The 16,544-nt window shown below is 37.1% G+C and carries 14 protein-coding genes and 2 pseudogenes; 2 read left to right on the top strand and 14 right to left on the bottom strand.

Features of this window, described 5'->3' with window-relative positions; genetic code table 11:
- Positions 1-78: 78 nt before the first annotated feature.
- A pseudogene (locus HC000_RS06025) lies at positions 79-282 on the bottom strand (UTP--glucose-1-phosphate uridylyltransferase); the annotation flags it as partial.
- A 94-nt stretch (positions 283-376) separates the two neighbouring features.
- On the opposite strand from HC000_RS06025, the gene istA reads away from it, so the two are divergent.
- Positions 377-1,870 (top strand): IS21 family transposase, encoded by a 1,494-nt coding sequence (gene istA, locus HC000_RS06020; RefSeq protein WP_179807216.1) that lies wholly within the window; start codon positions 377-379, stop codon positions 1,868-1,870.
- A complete protein-coding gene (istB, locus tag HC000_RS06015; RefSeq protein ID WP_179807215.1) occupies positions 1,863-2,615 on the top strand; it encodes an IS21-like element helper ATPase IstB in 753 nt (250 codons plus the stop codon). Before istA ends, istB begins: the two co-directional genes overlap by 8 nt.
- A gap of 316 nt (positions 2,616-2,931) precedes the next feature.
- Here the strand turns inward: istB and wecA are convergent, their stop codons facing one another.
- The 13 genes and pseudogenes from wecA to wecB all read right to left on the bottom strand — a co-directional run bounded on the left by wecA (position 2,932) and on the right by wecB (position 16,488).
- Positions 2,932-3,999 (bottom strand): UDP-N-acetylglucosamine--undecaprenyl-phosphate N-acetylglucosaminephosphotransferase, encoded by a 1,068-nt coding sequence (wecA, locus tag HC000_RS06010; protein WP_179807214.1) that lies wholly within the window; start codon positions 3,997-3,999, stop codon positions 2,932-2,934.
- 94 nt (positions 4,000-4,093) lie between these two features.
- Positions 4,094-4,957, bottom strand: coding sequence for a dTDP-4-dehydrorhamnose reductase (gene rfbD / locus HC000_RS06005; protein ID WP_179807213.1), 864 nt, complete (start codon positions 4,955-4,957; stop codon positions 4,094-4,096).
- 1 nt (position 4,958) lies between these two features.
- The gene (gene rfbB, locus HC000_RS06000; RefSeq protein WP_179807212.1) at positions 4,959-6,023 is read right to left on the bottom strand and encodes a dTDP-glucose 4,6-dehydratase; all 1,065 of its coding nucleotides are present in this window, start codon (positions 6,021-6,023) and stop codon (positions 4,959-4,961) included.
- 12 nt (positions 6,024-6,035) lie between these two features.
- Positions 6,036-6,581: a dTDP-4-dehydrorhamnose 3,5-epimerase gene (gene rfbC / locus HC000_RS05995; protein ID WP_179807211.1), complete on the bottom strand. Its 546-nt coding sequence runs from the start codon at positions 6,579-6,581 to the stop codon at positions 6,036-6,038.
- Positions 6,581-7,501 carry a glucose-1-phosphate thymidylyltransferase RfbA gene (rfbA, locus tag HC000_RS05990; protein WP_179807210.1) on the bottom strand — a complete coding sequence of 307 codons (921 nt, stop codon included), beginning with the start codon at positions 7,499-7,501 and terminating at the stop codon, positions 6,581-6,583. Before rfbA ends, rfbC begins: the two co-directional genes overlap by 1 nt.
- A complete protein-coding gene (locus HC000_RS05985) occupies positions 7,462-8,490 on the bottom strand; it encodes a DUF1972 domain-containing protein (protein ID WP_179807209.1) in 1,029 nt (342 codons plus the stop codon). Before HC000_RS05985 ends, rfbA begins: the two co-directional genes overlap by 40 nt.
- A gap of 409 nt (positions 8,491-8,899) precedes the next feature.
- A pseudogene (locus tag HC000_RS05980) lies at positions 8,900-9,766 on the bottom strand (IS30 family transposase).
- 100 nt (positions 9,767-9,866) lie between these two features.
- The gene (locus HC000_RS05975) at positions 9,867-10,361 is read right to left on the bottom strand and encodes an acyltransferase (RefSeq protein WP_179807208.1); all 495 of its coding nucleotides are present in this window, start codon (positions 10,359-10,361) and stop codon (positions 9,867-9,869) included.
- Positions 10,354-11,580: a hypothetical protein gene (locus HC000_RS05970; protein WP_179807207.1), complete on the bottom strand. Its 1,227-nt coding sequence runs from the start codon at positions 11,578-11,580 to the stop codon at positions 10,354-10,356. The genes HC000_RS05975 and HC000_RS05970 overlap by 8 nt, the downstream gene beginning before the upstream one ends.
- The gene (locus tag HC000_RS05965) at positions 11,549-12,784 is read right to left on the bottom strand and encodes a hypothetical protein (RefSeq protein ID WP_179807206.1); all 1,236 of its coding nucleotides are present in this window, start codon (positions 12,782-12,784) and stop codon (positions 11,549-11,551) included. The genes HC000_RS05970 and HC000_RS05965 overlap by 32 nt, the downstream gene beginning before the upstream one ends.
- A gap of 10 nt (positions 12,785-12,794) precedes the next feature.
- Complete coding sequence (locus tag HC000_RS05960) at positions 12,795-13,952, bottom strand: hypothetical protein (RefSeq protein ID WP_179807205.1); 1,158 nt, start codon at positions 13,950-13,952, stop codon at positions 12,795-12,797.
- 21 nt (positions 13,953-13,973) lie between these two features.
- Entirely contained in the window at positions 13,974-15,254 is a 1,281-nt protein-coding gene (gene wecC, locus HC000_RS05955; protein WP_179807204.1) for a UDP-N-acetyl-D-mannosamine dehydrogenase, read from the bottom strand.
- A 115-nt stretch (positions 15,255-15,369) separates the two neighbouring features.
- The gene (gene wecB, locus HC000_RS05950; RefSeq protein ID WP_179807203.1) at positions 15,370-16,488 is read right to left on the bottom strand and encodes a UDP-N-acetylglucosamine 2-epimerase (non-hydrolyzing); all 1,119 of its coding nucleotides are present in this window, start codon (positions 16,486-16,488) and stop codon (positions 15,370-15,372) included.
- Positions 16,489-16,544: the final 56 nt, after the last annotated feature.

Raw genomic sequence — 16,544 nt, 5'->3', positions numbered from 1 at the left:
GTCATGAACCCAATGCGTGGAATTTAAGTGTTCACGATAAAACCGGAATCGGTGTTCACCATCACCGGAATACGCAATTACATCAGGTGGGCAAATAGAACGTACTTCATCAAGTAAAACACGCTTAACACGCTTTTCTAATGTAGCCTCTAGCTCAAAACTGGTATCAAAATGGTTCTCAATCGCATTTTTAGAGCTATGCGTTACTAATACAATTTCTTTTATGCCCGCAGCAACACATTCGTTAACTATGTATTGTATTAGTGGCTTATCAACCAACGGCTATTAAGCGACAATTACGGTGGCTGGTCTAGCGACAATTATCTTGGCCGGTTGATCTGATAAAGTTCGGTATAGCAGAACGGAGGAGTTCACTGTGCCGGGAACACGAATCACTGATCAGCAGGTCACTATTTATATGAAACATAGAAAGCGTAATAGCCAAGTTATCGCGGCTGCGAAAGCAGGTATTTCTGAACGTTCAGCAAGGCGTATTGATAAACTGGATGAGCAGCCATTGTCTAATAAACGCCAATGGCGAACGCGTATAGATCCACTTGAATCTATCTGGGATAGTATTGTTGTTCCTCTACTTCAAGGTGATGCAACGTTAACTCCAGTGGGAATTTTTGATCATCTTTGCGAGTTTCACACCGACAAATTTAACCCGAGTTCACGGCGTACATTAGAGCGTCGAATTCATAAATGGCGGGCACTGTATGGCTCAAGTAAAGAGGTCGTATTCCTGCAAACACACGAGTATGGCCTATTAGGTATGTGTGATTTTACACATGTGAAGTCACCCGTTACCATTGCTAGTGAACCCCTAAAGCATATGTTGTTTCATTATCGTGTGCCCGCCAGTGGCTGGGCTTACGCCCAAGTGATTTACGGCGGTGAAAGCTTTGCTGCTTTTTCTGATGGTGTGCAAAACGCATTTAAAGCAGCCGGCGGTGTGCCTAAAGAAGTGCGTACAGACAGTCTGAGTGCCGCGTATCGTAATCATACTAATGATAATGATTTTACAGAGCGCTTTAATGAGCTAGTTATCCATTATGGCTTTAAAGCGACCCGCAATAACCGTGGTATTGCGCATGAAAATGGGGCTATTGAGAGCCCTCATGGGCATCTTAAATCGCAACTGGAGCAAGCATTAAAAATCCGTGGTAGTTATGACTTTCAGACAAGAGAAGCCTATGAATCGTTTGTTGCCGATATTGTTGCTCGCCGTAATCGCCGTGTAAATGATAAATACGCAGTAGAGCAGCGACAATTACATGCTTTACCAAAGACGATGAGCGTCAATTACACCGAGCATTATCTAACAGTGTCACGTACGAGTACGATTTCATTGAAACGTGTTACCTATAGCGTCCCGTCACGCCTTATTGGTAGCCGATTACTTGTTCGTTTATATGACAACCGCTTAGAGCTGCGCTATGGCAGCGATTTAGTTCAAACGTTAGCGCGTGTCTATGCGTCTAAAGGGTGCCGTGCACGTAATATTAGTTACTTGCATGTTATTGACGCACTGGTTAAAAAACCATTAGCATTTCACTACTCACAACTACGTGACGACTTACTCCCAAACGACAATTACAAAGCTATTTGGGAATACGTTAATGCCCACCTTTTAGCGGATGAAGCGAGCTATTACATGGTAAAACTGCTCCATTTAGCGAAACAAAGTGGGTGTGAGCGTCAATTAGGGCGATTTGTAGCAGCGTCAATTACTCAGCGACAATTACCGGCCATCCGAGAATGTGAAGCGCAATTTTTAGTGATTGCATCAAACATACCCACAATAACAATAAAGCAACACAGCTTGAGCGCTTATAGCAGCATGATACCGGGAGGTCTACATGGATAACTTCACGGCCTCTTTACCTTTAATGCTGAAACAATTAAAGCTTAGCACCATGCTTCAACAGTGGAATACCCTGGGCAAAAAAGCGATAGAAGAACAATGGAGCCCACAGCAATACTTGTCTGAGCTGTGCCATATTGAACTTGCGACACGCGATGACAAACGCCTTCAGCGGCTTTTAAAAGATGCAAAATTGCCAGTGGGTAAACACCTTAGCAGCTTCGACTTTACCCTTGTTGATGGGGTTAGTAAGCCCCTTGTTGCTGATTTAATAAATCAGCCGGATTGGTTGAAGCACGGTGGCAATATATTGCTATTTGGCGCCAGTGGTCTTGGTAAAACGCATATCGCCAGTAGTATCGGTTATGGCCTTATCGAGCAGGGCCATAAAGTTAAGTTTGTTGCCGCGTCAGCGATTGTTCAACAACTCCAGCAAGCAAAGCGACATTTACGCTTGCAAGACGAACTTGTAAAGCTCGATAAATACAGCTTATTAATCGTTGATGACGTTGGTTACGTTCGAAAAACGGAACAGGAAACGAGCGTGTTGTTTGAATTGATAGCTCATCGCTATGAGCGACACAGCATGATCATCACATCAAACAAATCATTTGAGCAATGGGATGAGCTATTTGAAGATTCAACAATGACTGTCGCGGCAATCGATCGTTTGGTTCATCATGCAACGATTATTCATTGCGAAGGTGACAGTTACCGGCGCAAAACAGCGCTCAATAAGAGCAAATAAAATTCGGCGTCAACCGGCCAAGATAATTGACGCTAGATAAACGGCAGCATTTCTTTAGGAATGGCTTTGGTCATGGGTAACATACGCGTGCCTAAACCGGCAACAGGGACAACTGCTTTCAAGGTCATCCTTTAATTTTTTATTCAAGTAACAAGTTTTATAAATTACCAGCTCAGCAATATATTTAAGCTGAATAGTTTTAAACTTTTAAAAATCACCAAACAATAAAAAATCGAGCCTATAAAACTAAAAAACACCGAGCCCTAATTGAACTCGGTGTTTTATACTTTAACTATATATAGACTGTTGTAAGCTTTTATGAATAATTTTTCTCTGGTAAACCTAGCTTACATCTACAAAAGTTAATTACTTTACAGTGATTTACAAGTATTGCTAAGTAACTAATAAAGGCGACTATAAAGCCATAAAACATAATGTATTCTGGAAATAAAAGTATTTCGCCTAGTATACCGATGCCTGCAAACACTGAGGCAATAAAGCAAATTAAACCTAACGTTTGTAATGACGATAAACCCAAGCGCTGACAAATATGATGTAAATGATCGCGGTCGGGTTTAAAAGGTGATTTACCTTGTTTAACTCTGCGTATCATTATTGAAACCATATCCATTAACGGCACTGCAATAAGCCATAATGCTGTTACCGGACGAATCATTGGATTACCTTCAGTTTGGCTTGCACCAATTAGCAACCAAATAACAGTAAAACCAATCATCATACTTCCCGCATCACCCATAAATACTTTACGTTTATGGCCTACTAAACCTAAGTTCATTAAAATATAAGGGATCATACAAACAACTAATAACAAACATAAGTAGCTAAGGCTTTGCTCGCCAGCAAGCAGCAGCAATATACCTACACTACCAAATGTGACTATTGATAAACCACCTAATAGCCCATCAATACCATCGACCATATTAAAGGCATTAATACAGCCTATTACAGCAAACACAGTGACTAAGCCACCAAGTATGCCAAGCTCAATAACACCCAAGCCTAATAGGTTTCCTAAGCTATGCAACTCTGCGTTAGCAAAATAAATCATAGCTACTGATATGAGTGCTTGTACTAACATACGTACCTTCACACTTAAGTCGAAACGATCGTCCAGTGCTCCTACAGCAGTTAAACCACAAATACACAACATATATAAATTTGCATGATTGATCATACCAGGGTGCGAATAAATATAATTTACTATGGTAATACATATTGCAATTCCGCCCACAAGCGGAATATTTCCAGAGTGTAACTTTCGCCCAGATGGCTTATCTACAAGGCCCACTTTACGTGCAACTTTACGCATTAAAAATAAAATAGCAAAAGCAATAAAAAAAGTGAGCAACAAATCAATGATCATGGAAAGTCCTATTCTGTATACAACCCATAACTAAAACTTTAGTTAAAAGTGAAAACGAAAATTAATTTTTGAACTGATAATAAATAAACTCTAACTATAGAGCTAACATCATATTTCTTAACTGTTCTCGCCAATGTATTAAGTTCTGTTCTGGTAAAGTGTTTACTTTACAGGCTTTATCCATAACATTGTATTTAGGTCGAACTGCTGGTGTTGGATATTCACGGCTTGGTATTGGCTTTATCGGGATTTTCTTTGTAAGTTTAGCTTGCTCATAAGCGATTTCCTGAATCGCTACCGCAAAGTCGTACCAACTTGCCACACCTAAATCACTATAATGATAAATAGGGTCTAACGTTGCTTGCTCTGCTAGTTCCCATAAGAACTCAGCCAGCCCCTTTGCATTTGTTGGGCTGCCTATTTGGTCGCTCACCACACTCAGCTGTTCTTTTTCGGCCATTAAACGCAGCATCGTTTTTACAAAGTTATTACCATGGCTCGAATACACCCACGATGTACGTACAATTGCTGAGTCAACTGGGCAATAAGCTTTAATAGCCTGCTCGCCCGCTAATTTAGATGCACCATACACATTGACTGGGTTTGTTTTATCATTCACTTTGTAAGGCGTATTCGTTGTGCCATCAAATACAAAGTCTGTCGAAATATGTAATAAACGAATAGCATGTTTAGCCGCTGCTTTGGCTAAAAGCTCAACCGCTGTTGCATTAATTAAGTACGCTTCGTCTTGCTCAGACTCCGCTTTATCAACAGCAGTATAGGCTGACGCATTAATAATGACTGCAGGGTATAATTTTGTAATAACTTGCTCAATACTTTGCGGGTCAGTAATATTTATCTCATTGTGACCGTAAGCATGTGCTGTAATATGGCTTGGGCAGGTTTGCTGCAACTCCCACGCCACTTGGCCATTTTTACCAATGATTAACACATTCATATTATGTACTACCTAGGCGTTCGCGTTGGTAGCTACCATCTTGCACGTTTTTACACCATGCTTGATTATCTAAATACCATTGAATGGTTTTCAAAATACCTGATTCAAAAGTCTCTTCTGGACGCCAGCCTAGTTCTTTATTGATTTTAGTCGCATCAATAGCGTAGCGTACGTCGTGCCCTGGGCGATCAGTTACAAAGGTAATAAGTTCTTTAAAGTCTGTAAGGTTGGCTGGTTTATCTTTAATGAGGTCATTTAGGTGATTACAAATCGTGGTTACCACTTCAATATTTTGCTTTTCATTAAAGCCGCCAATATTGTATGTATCACCTAACTTACCTTCGCTTACAACTTTATACAGTGCACGTGCGTGGTCTTCTACGAATAACCAGTCACGTACTTGTTTGCCATCGCCATAAACAGGTAACTGTTTACCTTCAAGAGCATTTAAAATAATAAGTGGAATAAGCTTTTCAGGGAAATGATACGGCCCATAATTATTTGAGCAATTAGTAAGCACCACAGGTAATTGGTATGTACGATGCCATGCACGCACTAGGTGGTCTGACGCAGCTTTAGATGCTGAATAAGGAGAACTTGGCTCGTACGATGTTTCTTCTGTGAACAAACCTGTTTCGCCCAAATCGCCATACACTTCATCGGTTGAAATATGATGAAAGCGAAAGCCTGATTTTTTATCATCAACAAGGGTTGAGTAGTAACTGCGTGCAGCTTCTAGTAGTTCGTATGTGCCTACCACGTTTGTTTGAATAAATTCACCTGGGCCATCAATTGAACGGTCTACATGGCTTTCTGCCGCTAAGTGCATAATAAAATCAGGTTGATACTGAGCGAATGCAGCTGATACCGCCTCACGGTCGCAAATATCGCCTTGTATAAAATGATAACTAGCTGAATTCTCAATCGAACATAGGGATTCAAGGTTACCCGCATACGTTAATTTATCAAAGTTAACTACTGTGTGCTCAGTTTCATTAATTAAAAAGCGCACTAAAGCCGAGCCAATAAACCCTGCTCCACCCGTTACAAATATTGTTTTACTCATTATTTTATTCTCTTAAAAAGCAGGTGCATCGACGTGTAATAAGCCAGCTTCATCTTTCGCTGATAATAACGGTAATTTTCCGTCAACAAGAGGCCATTGAATATTTAATGCAGGGTCATTCCACAACACGCTTTGTTCAAACTGTGGTGCATAATAGTCTGTGCACTTATACACAAATTCAGCACTTTCACTGGTCACATAAAAACCATGAGCAAAACCTGCTGGCACCCAAAGTTGACGCTTGTTATCACCGCTGAGTAATACTCCCACATGCTGCCCAAAAGTAGGGCTATCTTTACGCATATCAACCGCAACATCGTAAACTTCACCAGCTGTTACACGCACAAGCTTACCTTGTGTTTGCTGGGTTTGATAATGCAGTCCGCGTAATATACCCTGGCCTGATTTACTGTGGTTGTCTTGCACAAAAGTTACATCAGCAATTTGTTCACGGAACCAGTCATCACGAAAAGTTTCCATAAAAAAACCGCGTTCATCACCAAATACTTTGGGTTCAATAATTTTAACTTCTGCAATAGCCGTATTAATAACTTCCATTAAAATACTCGCTCATCAATCAGCTTTAATAAATATTCGCCATAACCACTTTTTCGCAGAGGCTCAGCTATTTCACGCATTTTCACTTCACTCAACCACCCATTGCGGTAAGCAACCTCTTCAGGGCAGTTTACTTTTAAACCTTGGCGCTTATCAATAGTTGCAATAAATTGTGCTGCGGCAAGTAAATCGTCGTGAGTCCCCGTATCAAGCCAAGCTGTACCACGCCCCATTATTTCAACTTTTAATTCACCTACTTGCAAATATTGCTCAATTATATCAGTTATTTCTAACTCACCGCGTGCTGAGGGCTTAACATTTTTAGCAAACTCTACCACACGCGAGTCAAAAAAGTATAAACCTGGCACAGCATAATTAGATTTTGGTTCAGCTGGCTTTTCTTCGATAGATATCGCAGTACCAGCATCGTCAAATTCAACAACACCATATGATTTAGGATTTGCAACATGATAACCGAATACAGTCCCACCACCTCGTTGGGCATTCGCATTTTTTAGGGACTTAACCAAATCATGACCATAAAACATATTATCACCAAGCACTAATGCTGCAGGAGAGCCATTTAAAAACTCTTCTGCTAATATAAATGCTTGTGCTAAACCATCAGGGCTTGGCTGTACTTTATAAGCGATAGACACGCCAAAGTTTGAACCGTCACCTAATAGCTCTTCAAACCTGTGAATTTCATCTGGTGTTGAGATAATCAGTATCTCTTGAATACCGGCTTGCATTAACGTAGCAAGCGGATAATAAACCATAGGCTTATCATAAACAGGCATAAGTTGTTTGCTAACAACTTTTGTCAGTGGGTAAAGGCGTGTGCCACTGCCACCGGCTAAAATTATTCCTTTTCGTTCTTTCAAAATAAATCCTCGTACTGATTTCTTACAATATTCCATGTATAACGACGATTCGCTATCTCCAGCATTATTGAGCCATTATTCTCTAATTGAGAACCTAGCAATTCTAGTAATTGATTAATATTAAGAAAGTAATGTGCTTCATTCTCTGTACTTTCTCGATTGTAACTGCAATCAAAGCAAATAATATTAGTGTCGAAATGCATCATTTCGACAAGTGAGGGATTAGTGCCTCCCGCTGAATGTCCATGCACATAACCTTTACATCTTGACCTTAATTCAAAAAGCGCACTTAAATCATAAATAGGATCTATTATTTCAATATTCTTGAATGAAGAGTACTTAAGCTTTAGGAGTCTGCCGAATTCACTATTATCCCAATTTCCTACAAATTTTAACTTATCAGTTGACTGACTAAAAGCATCTAAGATAATTTCAACATTATTCTCAGGTTCAATACGACATAATGATAGAAAGTAATCCTCTTTGTCTTTAGGTAACTCATTGACAATGGCATGATCCCCACCGTACGCTATTGTTACAGCATCTTTATCATACTCCGCTCTAACATAGTCAGTTATTGCTTGGTTATCAGATACAATAATGTCGGAATACTTAACAGCTAGCCCTTCACTAAACTTTAAAAACCACTTAGCTAATTTCCCCCACTTGTTTCGCTTCCATTCAAGGCCATCTATATTGGTAACAACTTTACGGCCACTAATGAGTTTTACCACTGGTATGGCTATAGCACCTGACACCCCTAATATAAGAAGATCATTTTTATTCATTGTTAAACTGTGGAAGATAGAAGCAATATCATACGGAATACTTTGAATACCGTTTGCCTTCAATGGTAGGTACTTTAGCTCCGCATTTTTATAGTACATTTCTTTAACATGATAAGCATTTGATTGACAATATACATAGTAAGTTGTTTTTTCACTATCCACTAGGTTTTCAACCAGCGACTCAAAACCACCATAACACGCAGGCACACCTACTATACCTATTATTGATACACTCATTAATTATTATCCCATAAACCTATAGCTTCTTAACTATTTATAACTTTAAAATAGTTTTGTATACCCTTTACGTACACCTTTAAGATTCCAGACTTTTAAATAAAAACTAAATCCCATAAAAAACAATCCACTCCCTACTACTAGGCTGTGAATAATACTAAAAATAAAGGTTAATCCTTCCCCCGCTTAAACTTCATTTAAAAGAGATAACTACAATAAAACAACTAAAATGTTAGGCTACTGCTAATACTTAGATCTTTTTTAAAATCGAGGTATGTGATTTAATTTTGATTTATCCATAAGCAAGTACACTTAAAGTAACTGAATAATATTACTTGTTAACGAAAAAACCAAAACTTCTAAGAAATAAAAAGTTACATAACTTGAATTCAAGTATTAAGTGCAATCATTATGCAGCCACCAGTATTTCTGATTGCCCCGTAAATAATTCATGAGGAGTTTTATACCCTCTTGTTTTTCGTGGTCGATGATTGAGCTTATCAACTGCCGCCTGTATCTCTGCTTCACTTAGTGCCATAAAATCAGCTCCCTTGGAGAAGCGTCTAAGTATGCCGTTGGTATTCTCATTTTTGCCCCGCTCCCATGATGAATAGGGATGAGCGAAATACACATCACCCTCTAATGTTTGTGCAACACTCTCATGGTGAGCAAACTCTTTTTCATTGTCTAACGTCACGGTATTTACGTTCAACCATTGTGACAAAGGCATTTTTACGCCCTTTGCCTAACACCGTGTCACCTTCCCAATCACCAATTCTAGACTTTGAATCCACAATACTAGGGCGTTCATCAATACTGACTCGATTAACTATCTGTCCGCGTTTGTCGCAGCTTCCATAGAACTTTTTATACTCTTTACATAGCGAGTTAGTGTCTTATACAGCTCGCCACCATGAGCCTTATCTCTATAAATATATTGATAAACCGTTTCATGATGTAAAACGATTTTTTCTCCTAAAGCTAAGCGGCCTGCCATTTGCTCTGGAGAAAGTCCGTCATGCAACAATTTATTAATTCAGTGAGTGACGTCCTCTGTTAACTTACTTGCTTTGAAAGATGACTTACGTCTTTGTTCAGCAAAGTTATTGGCTTGGTTAGGCCGATAGCCTTTAAGTCCTTTATTGCGTTTTAACTCTCTAAAAATAGATGACGGTGAGCGAATTAGTTCTTCAGCTATCTGTTTTTGGTTATTTCCTGCTTTTATTAACGCGTAAATCTGGTATCTTTCTTCTTGTGTCGTCTGCTTATATTTCATTAAAGCAATTTCCTTTGGCGAGAAAATAGCCGAATTATAACCGCTGGCCATCTAATCTGAGAAATTGCACTTCTTATCCGAATTTCGGTAATACAAACCACTAAGCTCTCCTACTTATGAGCTTGGCAGGTACACCTGCATAAACTGTGTACGACTCTGTCGAGCTTGTAACAACTGAGCCAGCAGCGATAACAGTTCCTTTAGATAATGTGACTCCTGGAAGAATAATTGCATTAGCTGCAATCCAAACATCATCCTCAATTATAACTTTTTCCCTTTTGTAGCCCTGGTCGCTGATTAAAGATGATGAGTCTTTATAGTTATGGTTTTGAGAGTATATTATAACATTCGGACCTATTAGAACGTTACTTCCAATTTCAACATGTCCCCAACAGTTTAAAATGGAACCTCTGTTTATGGATGTATTAACACCTATAGTCAACTTACGAGGGGCATCGATATGCACTGAATCCCATATATAAGTATTATTCCCCATCTTTATGCCATAAATTTTACCTCTTAGAAAGCTACCGATTCGCCCTGGAATGTATTTAAAAATACACATCCCCCAAAGATACAACTCCTGCTTAATCATCTAAAGTTCTCCATAAGAAAGTGAAATATATAGCCGCCCTAGATAAATACACTAAGAAAGAAAGCCAAACCAAATTATAAAAAACAAACTCCATGTCCAAAAAAACAAAAAACGCCAGAAAAGCAAATAGCATAACAAGGGAAGCAAGATTTGAATAAAAAATAAAACCTGCTTGAGCTTTAATACCGACAAAAGCTGATTGCATTGAATAAAAAACTTTAATGAAAACCAGAAAAGCAACTGGAACAATATACTTTACCTGTAGCTCAAAATTTATTACGGCTTCAAATATAGATAATAAGATAAACCAGATCACAAATAGGAATAAAACAATTAAAGAATAAAGAAGAGATTTCCTTATGTAAGCATTCCGGTTGACACCATGTTTTATCTGCTTTGCTTCTTTAAACCCAAAATAAGTTGCAATTAAATTAAATGGAAATATTAAAAGAGTAAACAAATAGACATAATTTGAAAAAATTGTTTTATCAATATTCATGTAATCAACAACAAGCCTGTCATACATTGAAATGAAAGTAATCACAAGAAGCGAAAATGAATAAGACAAAAAGAGTAAAAATAACTTTTTTTTACTCTTATCCCTCTTAATAAATCTAATTTTAAAAGGAAGGCGAAAATAAAAGTAACTAATAACTAGTAACGACAAAGCTAGGGAAGCAAAAAGAACTACATTTAATGCTAGTAAATACTCGTGAATGTATAAATACAGAAAAGGAATTAAAAGCATCTTCCAAATATTATTTATTAGCTGCGATATGTTAAATAACCCTACCATTCTGTAAAAGTGGTAAAAAAACACTATAAGAGAAACAGGTAATGTGATGAGGACAACATAAAAATCTAATTTAATATCAAAAAGGTAACCACTAAATAAAAAATAGCTGAGTACTGTAAATAAAACACAACTTACAACCATTAGATTACAAACGACTAACTCTATATCGTAAAACTCACCTTTTAGCTTACCCTGCCTTACAAATAACTGCTCAGAGCCCAATAAACAGAAAGAAAAAGATAAAGTTGAAATCGTAAGCAATACATTCCAAATATAAAAATCCTCTTCAGCCAAGCTACTTTTTGCCACAATATTAGATATAAAAAGTAAACCTGCTCCAAAAAACATAATTAGAAGAGAAAGGTTATCTTTTAAGAAAAAGCATAGCTTATTAATCATTGATAATTGATAAATAATTTTCAAATTGTTTTTCTCTAGAGTAAACAGTTATATCTAACTTATTATTAAAACTGAAATTGGCTAATGCTTCATTCAAATTAAAGCCTTCCACATTTTCAGGCTCAACTACAATCCCAATCCCATGTTCAAGAATAAACTTAGCCACTTGAGAATTCAGAGGCATGACACAAACTATAGGCTTTCTCGCGTACAAATAATCGAATAGTTTGCCAGGTATTGGCTCTAATGAACTACTCTCTTCTGTATGTAAAATAACCAAATAATCATAACTTTGTGCTATGCTATATACTTCCGAATGCTTTAAACTTCCCTGATAAGAAATATTGTCAGAATTGTCGATATCAAACTTTTCAAACTCAACATGGCCAAAGAGATCAATACTGGACCTAGAGTTACTAAGAAGCAGCTCTAAATAATATATAGAACGATATGAATCCGAAAAATCATTTATTACTCCGAAATAGCCTCCTCTTAAGTTCAATTTTTTACTTTTATCATATGCGCATGTTGTCTCTTTAACATTTTCACTAGCAACATAACCATTCATTATTAATTTTGACTTTTCTTTAATTGATATGTTGAATTTATTTTCAACCATGTCTAGAACAACAGGTGAAACATATACGAAATGGTCCGCTTTATTTATTATTAATTTTTCTAAATGGGAAGAGATTTTATTAGCTAGTATATTTTTTTTAGAAAAAATTGGTTGTGTATTCCAGCTATCCCTATACTCTAAAATAACCTTTACTTTAGGGTGAAACCTCTTGATGTAAAGGCACAACACGTTAACACTATGTGGGGGGGCGCTTAAAATTATGGTGCAATCACCTTTGCAGGATAATATGTATTCATTAACTTTTTTTATATATTTGAGTACGTCTAAAACACCATAATCAGGTATCAATACTTCCTTATTTAAATACTTTAAAGCTCCTTTAATTTTATGAGAAAAAAGAGTTTGCTGACTTCCTTTATTGAAGTTTTTTTGTTTTTTACGGTGAATAGTACTGCCTATATAATCCACATCCTCATTTTGCAGCCACTCATTACCAAAATAACTATAAAAAATACCCTTAGTAGAAATTATTTTTACATCATAGCTTCGCTCTTTGAGAAATTTCGTTAAATAAGTAACTCTTGAAACCCCTCCGAACGAAGCCGCATAAGGAAGAAAGTTATATGTAACTATAGCTATGTTTTTCATGACTCTTTACTTACGCTCTTTTTAGTGTTGAATTGTTGATATTTGAAAATAAAAATATAAAAGGAATATATGCAACGGGGTGGTTGCTCGTAGCTGTAAGGGACATCAATAGTAAAAACATGAAGTAGAACTTAGACTTTAACTTATTGTTAAACATAAAGAAAACATAAGCTATATAAACGAAAAAAAATAAAGAGTATATTTTCAAGTCTAAAACCCTAGTTAAAAATGATGATTCAATAGTGTACATGTCAATTTCTAAAAAGTTTTTACCTGCTACACTATGGCTACCTATTAAATCTGGGTAGAAATCTAGGAGACCAACTTCAAAAGCTAAATAAAACGCCTTGATATGGTGAAAAGTACTTGCTAAATGATAGGATAGAATCCCATCTGTTATGTTTGTACGATATGAGTTTAGCCAAACCAGAAAAGGAATTAAAAACAAAAACAGGAGAAAAAACACTCTTTTCCACTTTTCCCCCATCAACCTAAAAGCAAGTACAAATAATAGCACTTTTGATAAAGTCAAAATTGAGAAAAAAAGAGCTAATACACTCTCTTTTTTTGAGTATATTCTATTATTTTGAAATAAATATACCACTGAAAAAAGTGTGCAAACTAATGCTGAAGAATAGAATGGAACGCTTAATCGATCGCCAAATAAACCTGAGCTAAGATTACTATCGACCCCTTTACTTTTGAAGTATGTACTTGTTCTAAACAAAACCTCAGTCAAGTCTATTGCTAAAAAAATATCAATAATTAAGGTTAATAATATAATATAAAATATAAAATATAAAAAAACTTTTATAGTCTCTATTTTTATGGTCAAGCTATTACTTAACAGTAAAAGCTCTGCGATTAAAAAGTATAAGGATATGTCTCGAATACCATAAAAAGCTGTTTTTATAGCAGCTACATCATGTCTATAAATTAATGGGAGTAAACCTATAAATAGAATACAAAAATATAAATAAATTGAAACATATCGCTTTTTAACTACCATTAATATTATAAGTAATAATAACCAAGAATCCCTAAGTAACAGAAAAAAAAACGATAAGCTTGGTAACCAAGCTATAAGTAAGTTACTAAATAAAAACCCCCAAGTACACAATAGAAATAATAATGAAGTAACTTTTAATTTATCAAGGGATAAACCCATATGCCACCCAAAAATTTAGAATTAGCTCCAAACACCTTTGATATCCAGTGCATTTTTCGGTCTTGTTGCCATAATTTTAAACTCCTTGTGGTCTACGAGTAATACATTTATGTCTGCTATTACGTCTGATAGTTCGACTAATTCAATATTACATATTTTGTCCAAAGACTGCGGTAATTTTTGAATATTTGGCTCAATAGCAATTACTGTACCTGCATGTAATTCTGCAATTTGCTTGGTTATATTCAAAGCAGGGCTTTCACGTAAGTCATCGATATCTGGTTTAAAAGCCAAGCCGTAACAAGCAACAGTTACATCTTTAGCAGTTTTAGTTGGGTTAGCTTGTAAAAAATCAGCAATTGCGAGCTTTACTTTATTAATTACCCATTGTGGCTTGGCGTCATTTACTTTACGCGCGGTATGAATTATTTGAGCTTGTTCTGGGGTTTTACTAACAATAAACCAAGGATCCACCGCTATGCAGTGCCCACCAACACCAGGCCCTGGTTGTAAAATATTAATACGTGGATGGCGGTTAGCTAATGAGATAAGCTCCCAGACGTCTATATCTAACCTGTCACAAATTATTGAAAGTTCATTAGCAAAAGCTATTTGCACATCGCGGCATGAATTTTCAGTGAGCTTTGCCATCTCAGCAGTTCGAGCATTAGTAATAACACACTCGCCTTGTACAAATATTTTATAAAGCTCTACAGCCTGGGCTGAGCACTTAGCTGTCATTCCACCTATTACGCGATCGTTTTCTACTAACTCACGAACAACATGACCTGGTAATACACGTTCTGGGCAATGTGCTATATTTACATCTATGTTTGTATCTGTATAACTACTTTCGGGGCCCGGAAATGTTAAATCTGGTCGAGCAGCAGCTAACCACACCGCCATTTGTTCTGTAGCGCCAACAGGTGATGTTGATTCTAATATAACTAAATCACCTCTTTTAAGTACTGGCGCAATAGCTTCACTGGCTTTTTTGATATAACTTAAATCAGGTTCAGGTATTTCAGAATCATTATTTTTGAACGGTGTTGGTACGGCTATTAAAAATGCATCAGCAGGCTCTGGTACTGTTGTTGCCTTTAAGTGCCCCTCAGTAACTGCAGCATGAACAATCATATCTAAATCAGGTTCTACTATATGTATTTCACCACGATTAATAGTGTCGACTGCATGTTGATTTACATCAACCCCTATTACTTTCTTTTTGCGTGATGCGAACATGGCTGCAGTTGGTAAACCAATATAACCTAAACCAACAACTGAAATCGTATTAAATGACATGGTGATCCTTTTTGAAATGCGCGAGATAAACTCTCGCCTACAACTCTAATTTAATTATTCTTTAAGCTAGTTTTTAATATCAAGATATAAGAATTTATTTTTAACCTTGCACTTTTTAATTCTTTGCTAAAATATCGCAAATACGTTGGCAAGCTTTACCGTCACCATATGGGTTATGAGCGCGGCTCATAGTTTTATATGATTCGTCATTAGTTAAGAGCTCGTTTAATGCTGAAGTTATTTTAGCTATATCGGTGCCAACCAACCTAACTGTACCCGCATCTACGGCTTCTGGGCGCTCTGTGGTATCACGCATAACGAGTACAGGTTTTCCTAAGCTAGGTGCTTCTTCTTGTATGCCGCCTGAGTCAGTTAAAATTATATGTGCGCGATTCATCAAGTATACAAAAGGTAAGTATTGTTGCGGCTCAATTAAATGGACGTTGTTTACATCGTTTAAAATACGTTTTACAGGCTCTTGTACATTTGGGTTTAAATGTACTGGGTAAAGTATTTGGCTATCTGGGTGCGCTTTAGCTGTTTGCGCTAATGCCTCGCAAATGCGCTCAAAACCGCCCCCAAAACTTTCACGGCGGTGGCCGGTAACTAAAATCAGCTTTTTGTTTTCATCAAGCATTGGGAACTGTGCAGCTAGTGTATTACTTAAATCGGTGTCATTTTCTATTTGTTGCTTAACCATTAGTAACGCATCAATGACTGTATTACCTGTTACCGATATATTTTCAGCTGCGACATTTTCTTTAAGTAAGTTAGCTTTTGAATTTTCAGTAGGTGCTAAATGGTACTTAGTAAGGGAGCCGGTTAATTTACGATTTCCTTCTTCTGGCCACGGTGAGTAAATATTGCCGGTGCGTAAACCAGCCTCAACATGCCCGACAGCTATTTGCTCATAATATGCAGCTAAGCTCGCAGCAAAGGTGGTTGCTGTATCACCATGTACTAGCACTACATCTGGTTTGAACTCTTTAAGTACTGGCGTTAACTCTAATAAAATACGACTAGTTACTTCAGGTAACGTTTGGCCCGCTTTCATTAGGTTTAAATCGTAATCTGGCGTGATTTTAAATAGTTCTAGCACTTGATCCAGCATTTCACGGTGCTGTGCTGTTACACAGCATTTTGATTCAAAGCGATCATCTGCAGCAAGAGCATGAACCAATGGAGCCATTTTAATAGCTTCAGGGCGAGTACCGAATACCGTTAATACTTTCACTTTTATATCCTTTAATAAATCAAATTCAGCTTTTAGCGTAACCAGATTTAGTTACG

Origin of the sequence: Pseudoalteromonas sp. MIP2626 (assembly GCF_013414205.1) — a bacterium.
Taxonomy (GTDB): domain Bacteria; phylum Pseudomonadota; class Gammaproteobacteria; order Enterobacterales; family Alteromonadaceae; genus Pseudoalteromonas; species Pseudoalteromonas nigrifaciens.
Note: the sequence above shows the minus strand (reverse complement) of the source record. Positions and strands in the feature narration are given on the sequence as shown.

Excerpts from the sequence above, each read along its gene's own strand:
- rfbB (WP_179807212.1), bottom strand. The coding sequence starts at position 6,023 with ATGAGTAAAACAATATTTGTAACGGGTGGAGCAGGGTTTATTGGCTCG.
- rfbA (WP_179807210.1), bottom strand. The coding sequence starts at position 7,501 with ATGGAATATTGTAAGAAATCAGTACGAGGATTTATTTTGAAAGAACGA.
- HC000_RS05975 (WP_179807208.1), bottom strand. The coding sequence starts at position 10,361 with ATGATTAAGCAGGAGTTGTATCTTTGGGGGATGTGTATTTTTAAATAC.
- rfbD (WP_179807213.1), bottom strand. The coding sequence starts at position 4,957 with ATGAATGTGTTAATCATTGGTAAAAATGGCCAAGTGGCGTGGGAGTTG.
- HC000_RS05985 (WP_179807209.1), bottom strand. The coding sequence starts at position 8,490 with ATGAGTGTATCAATAATAGGTATAGTAGGTGTGCCTGCGTGTTATGGT.
- rfbC (WP_179807211.1), bottom strand. The coding sequence starts at position 6,581 with ATGGAAGTTATTAATACGGCTATTGCAGAAGTTAAAATTATTGAACCC.
- wecC (WP_179807204.1), bottom strand. The coding sequence starts at position 15,254 with ATGTCATTTAATACGATTTCAGTTGTTGGTTTAGGTTATATTGGTTTA.
- wecA (WP_179807214.1), bottom strand. The coding sequence starts at position 3,999 with ATGATCATTGATTTGTTGCTCACTTTTTTTATTGCTTTTGCTATTTTA.
- istB (WP_179807215.1), top strand. The coding sequence starts at position 1,863 with ATGGATAACTTCACGGCCTCTTTACCTTTAATGCTGAAACAATTAAAG.
- HC000_RS05965 (WP_179807206.1), bottom strand. The coding sequence starts at position 12,784 with ATGAAAAACATAGCTATAGTTACATATAACTTTCTTCCTTATGCGGCT.
- HC000_RS05960 (WP_179807205.1), bottom strand. The coding sequence starts at position 13,952 with ATGGGTTTATCCCTTGATAAATTAAAAGTTACTTCATTATTATTTCTA.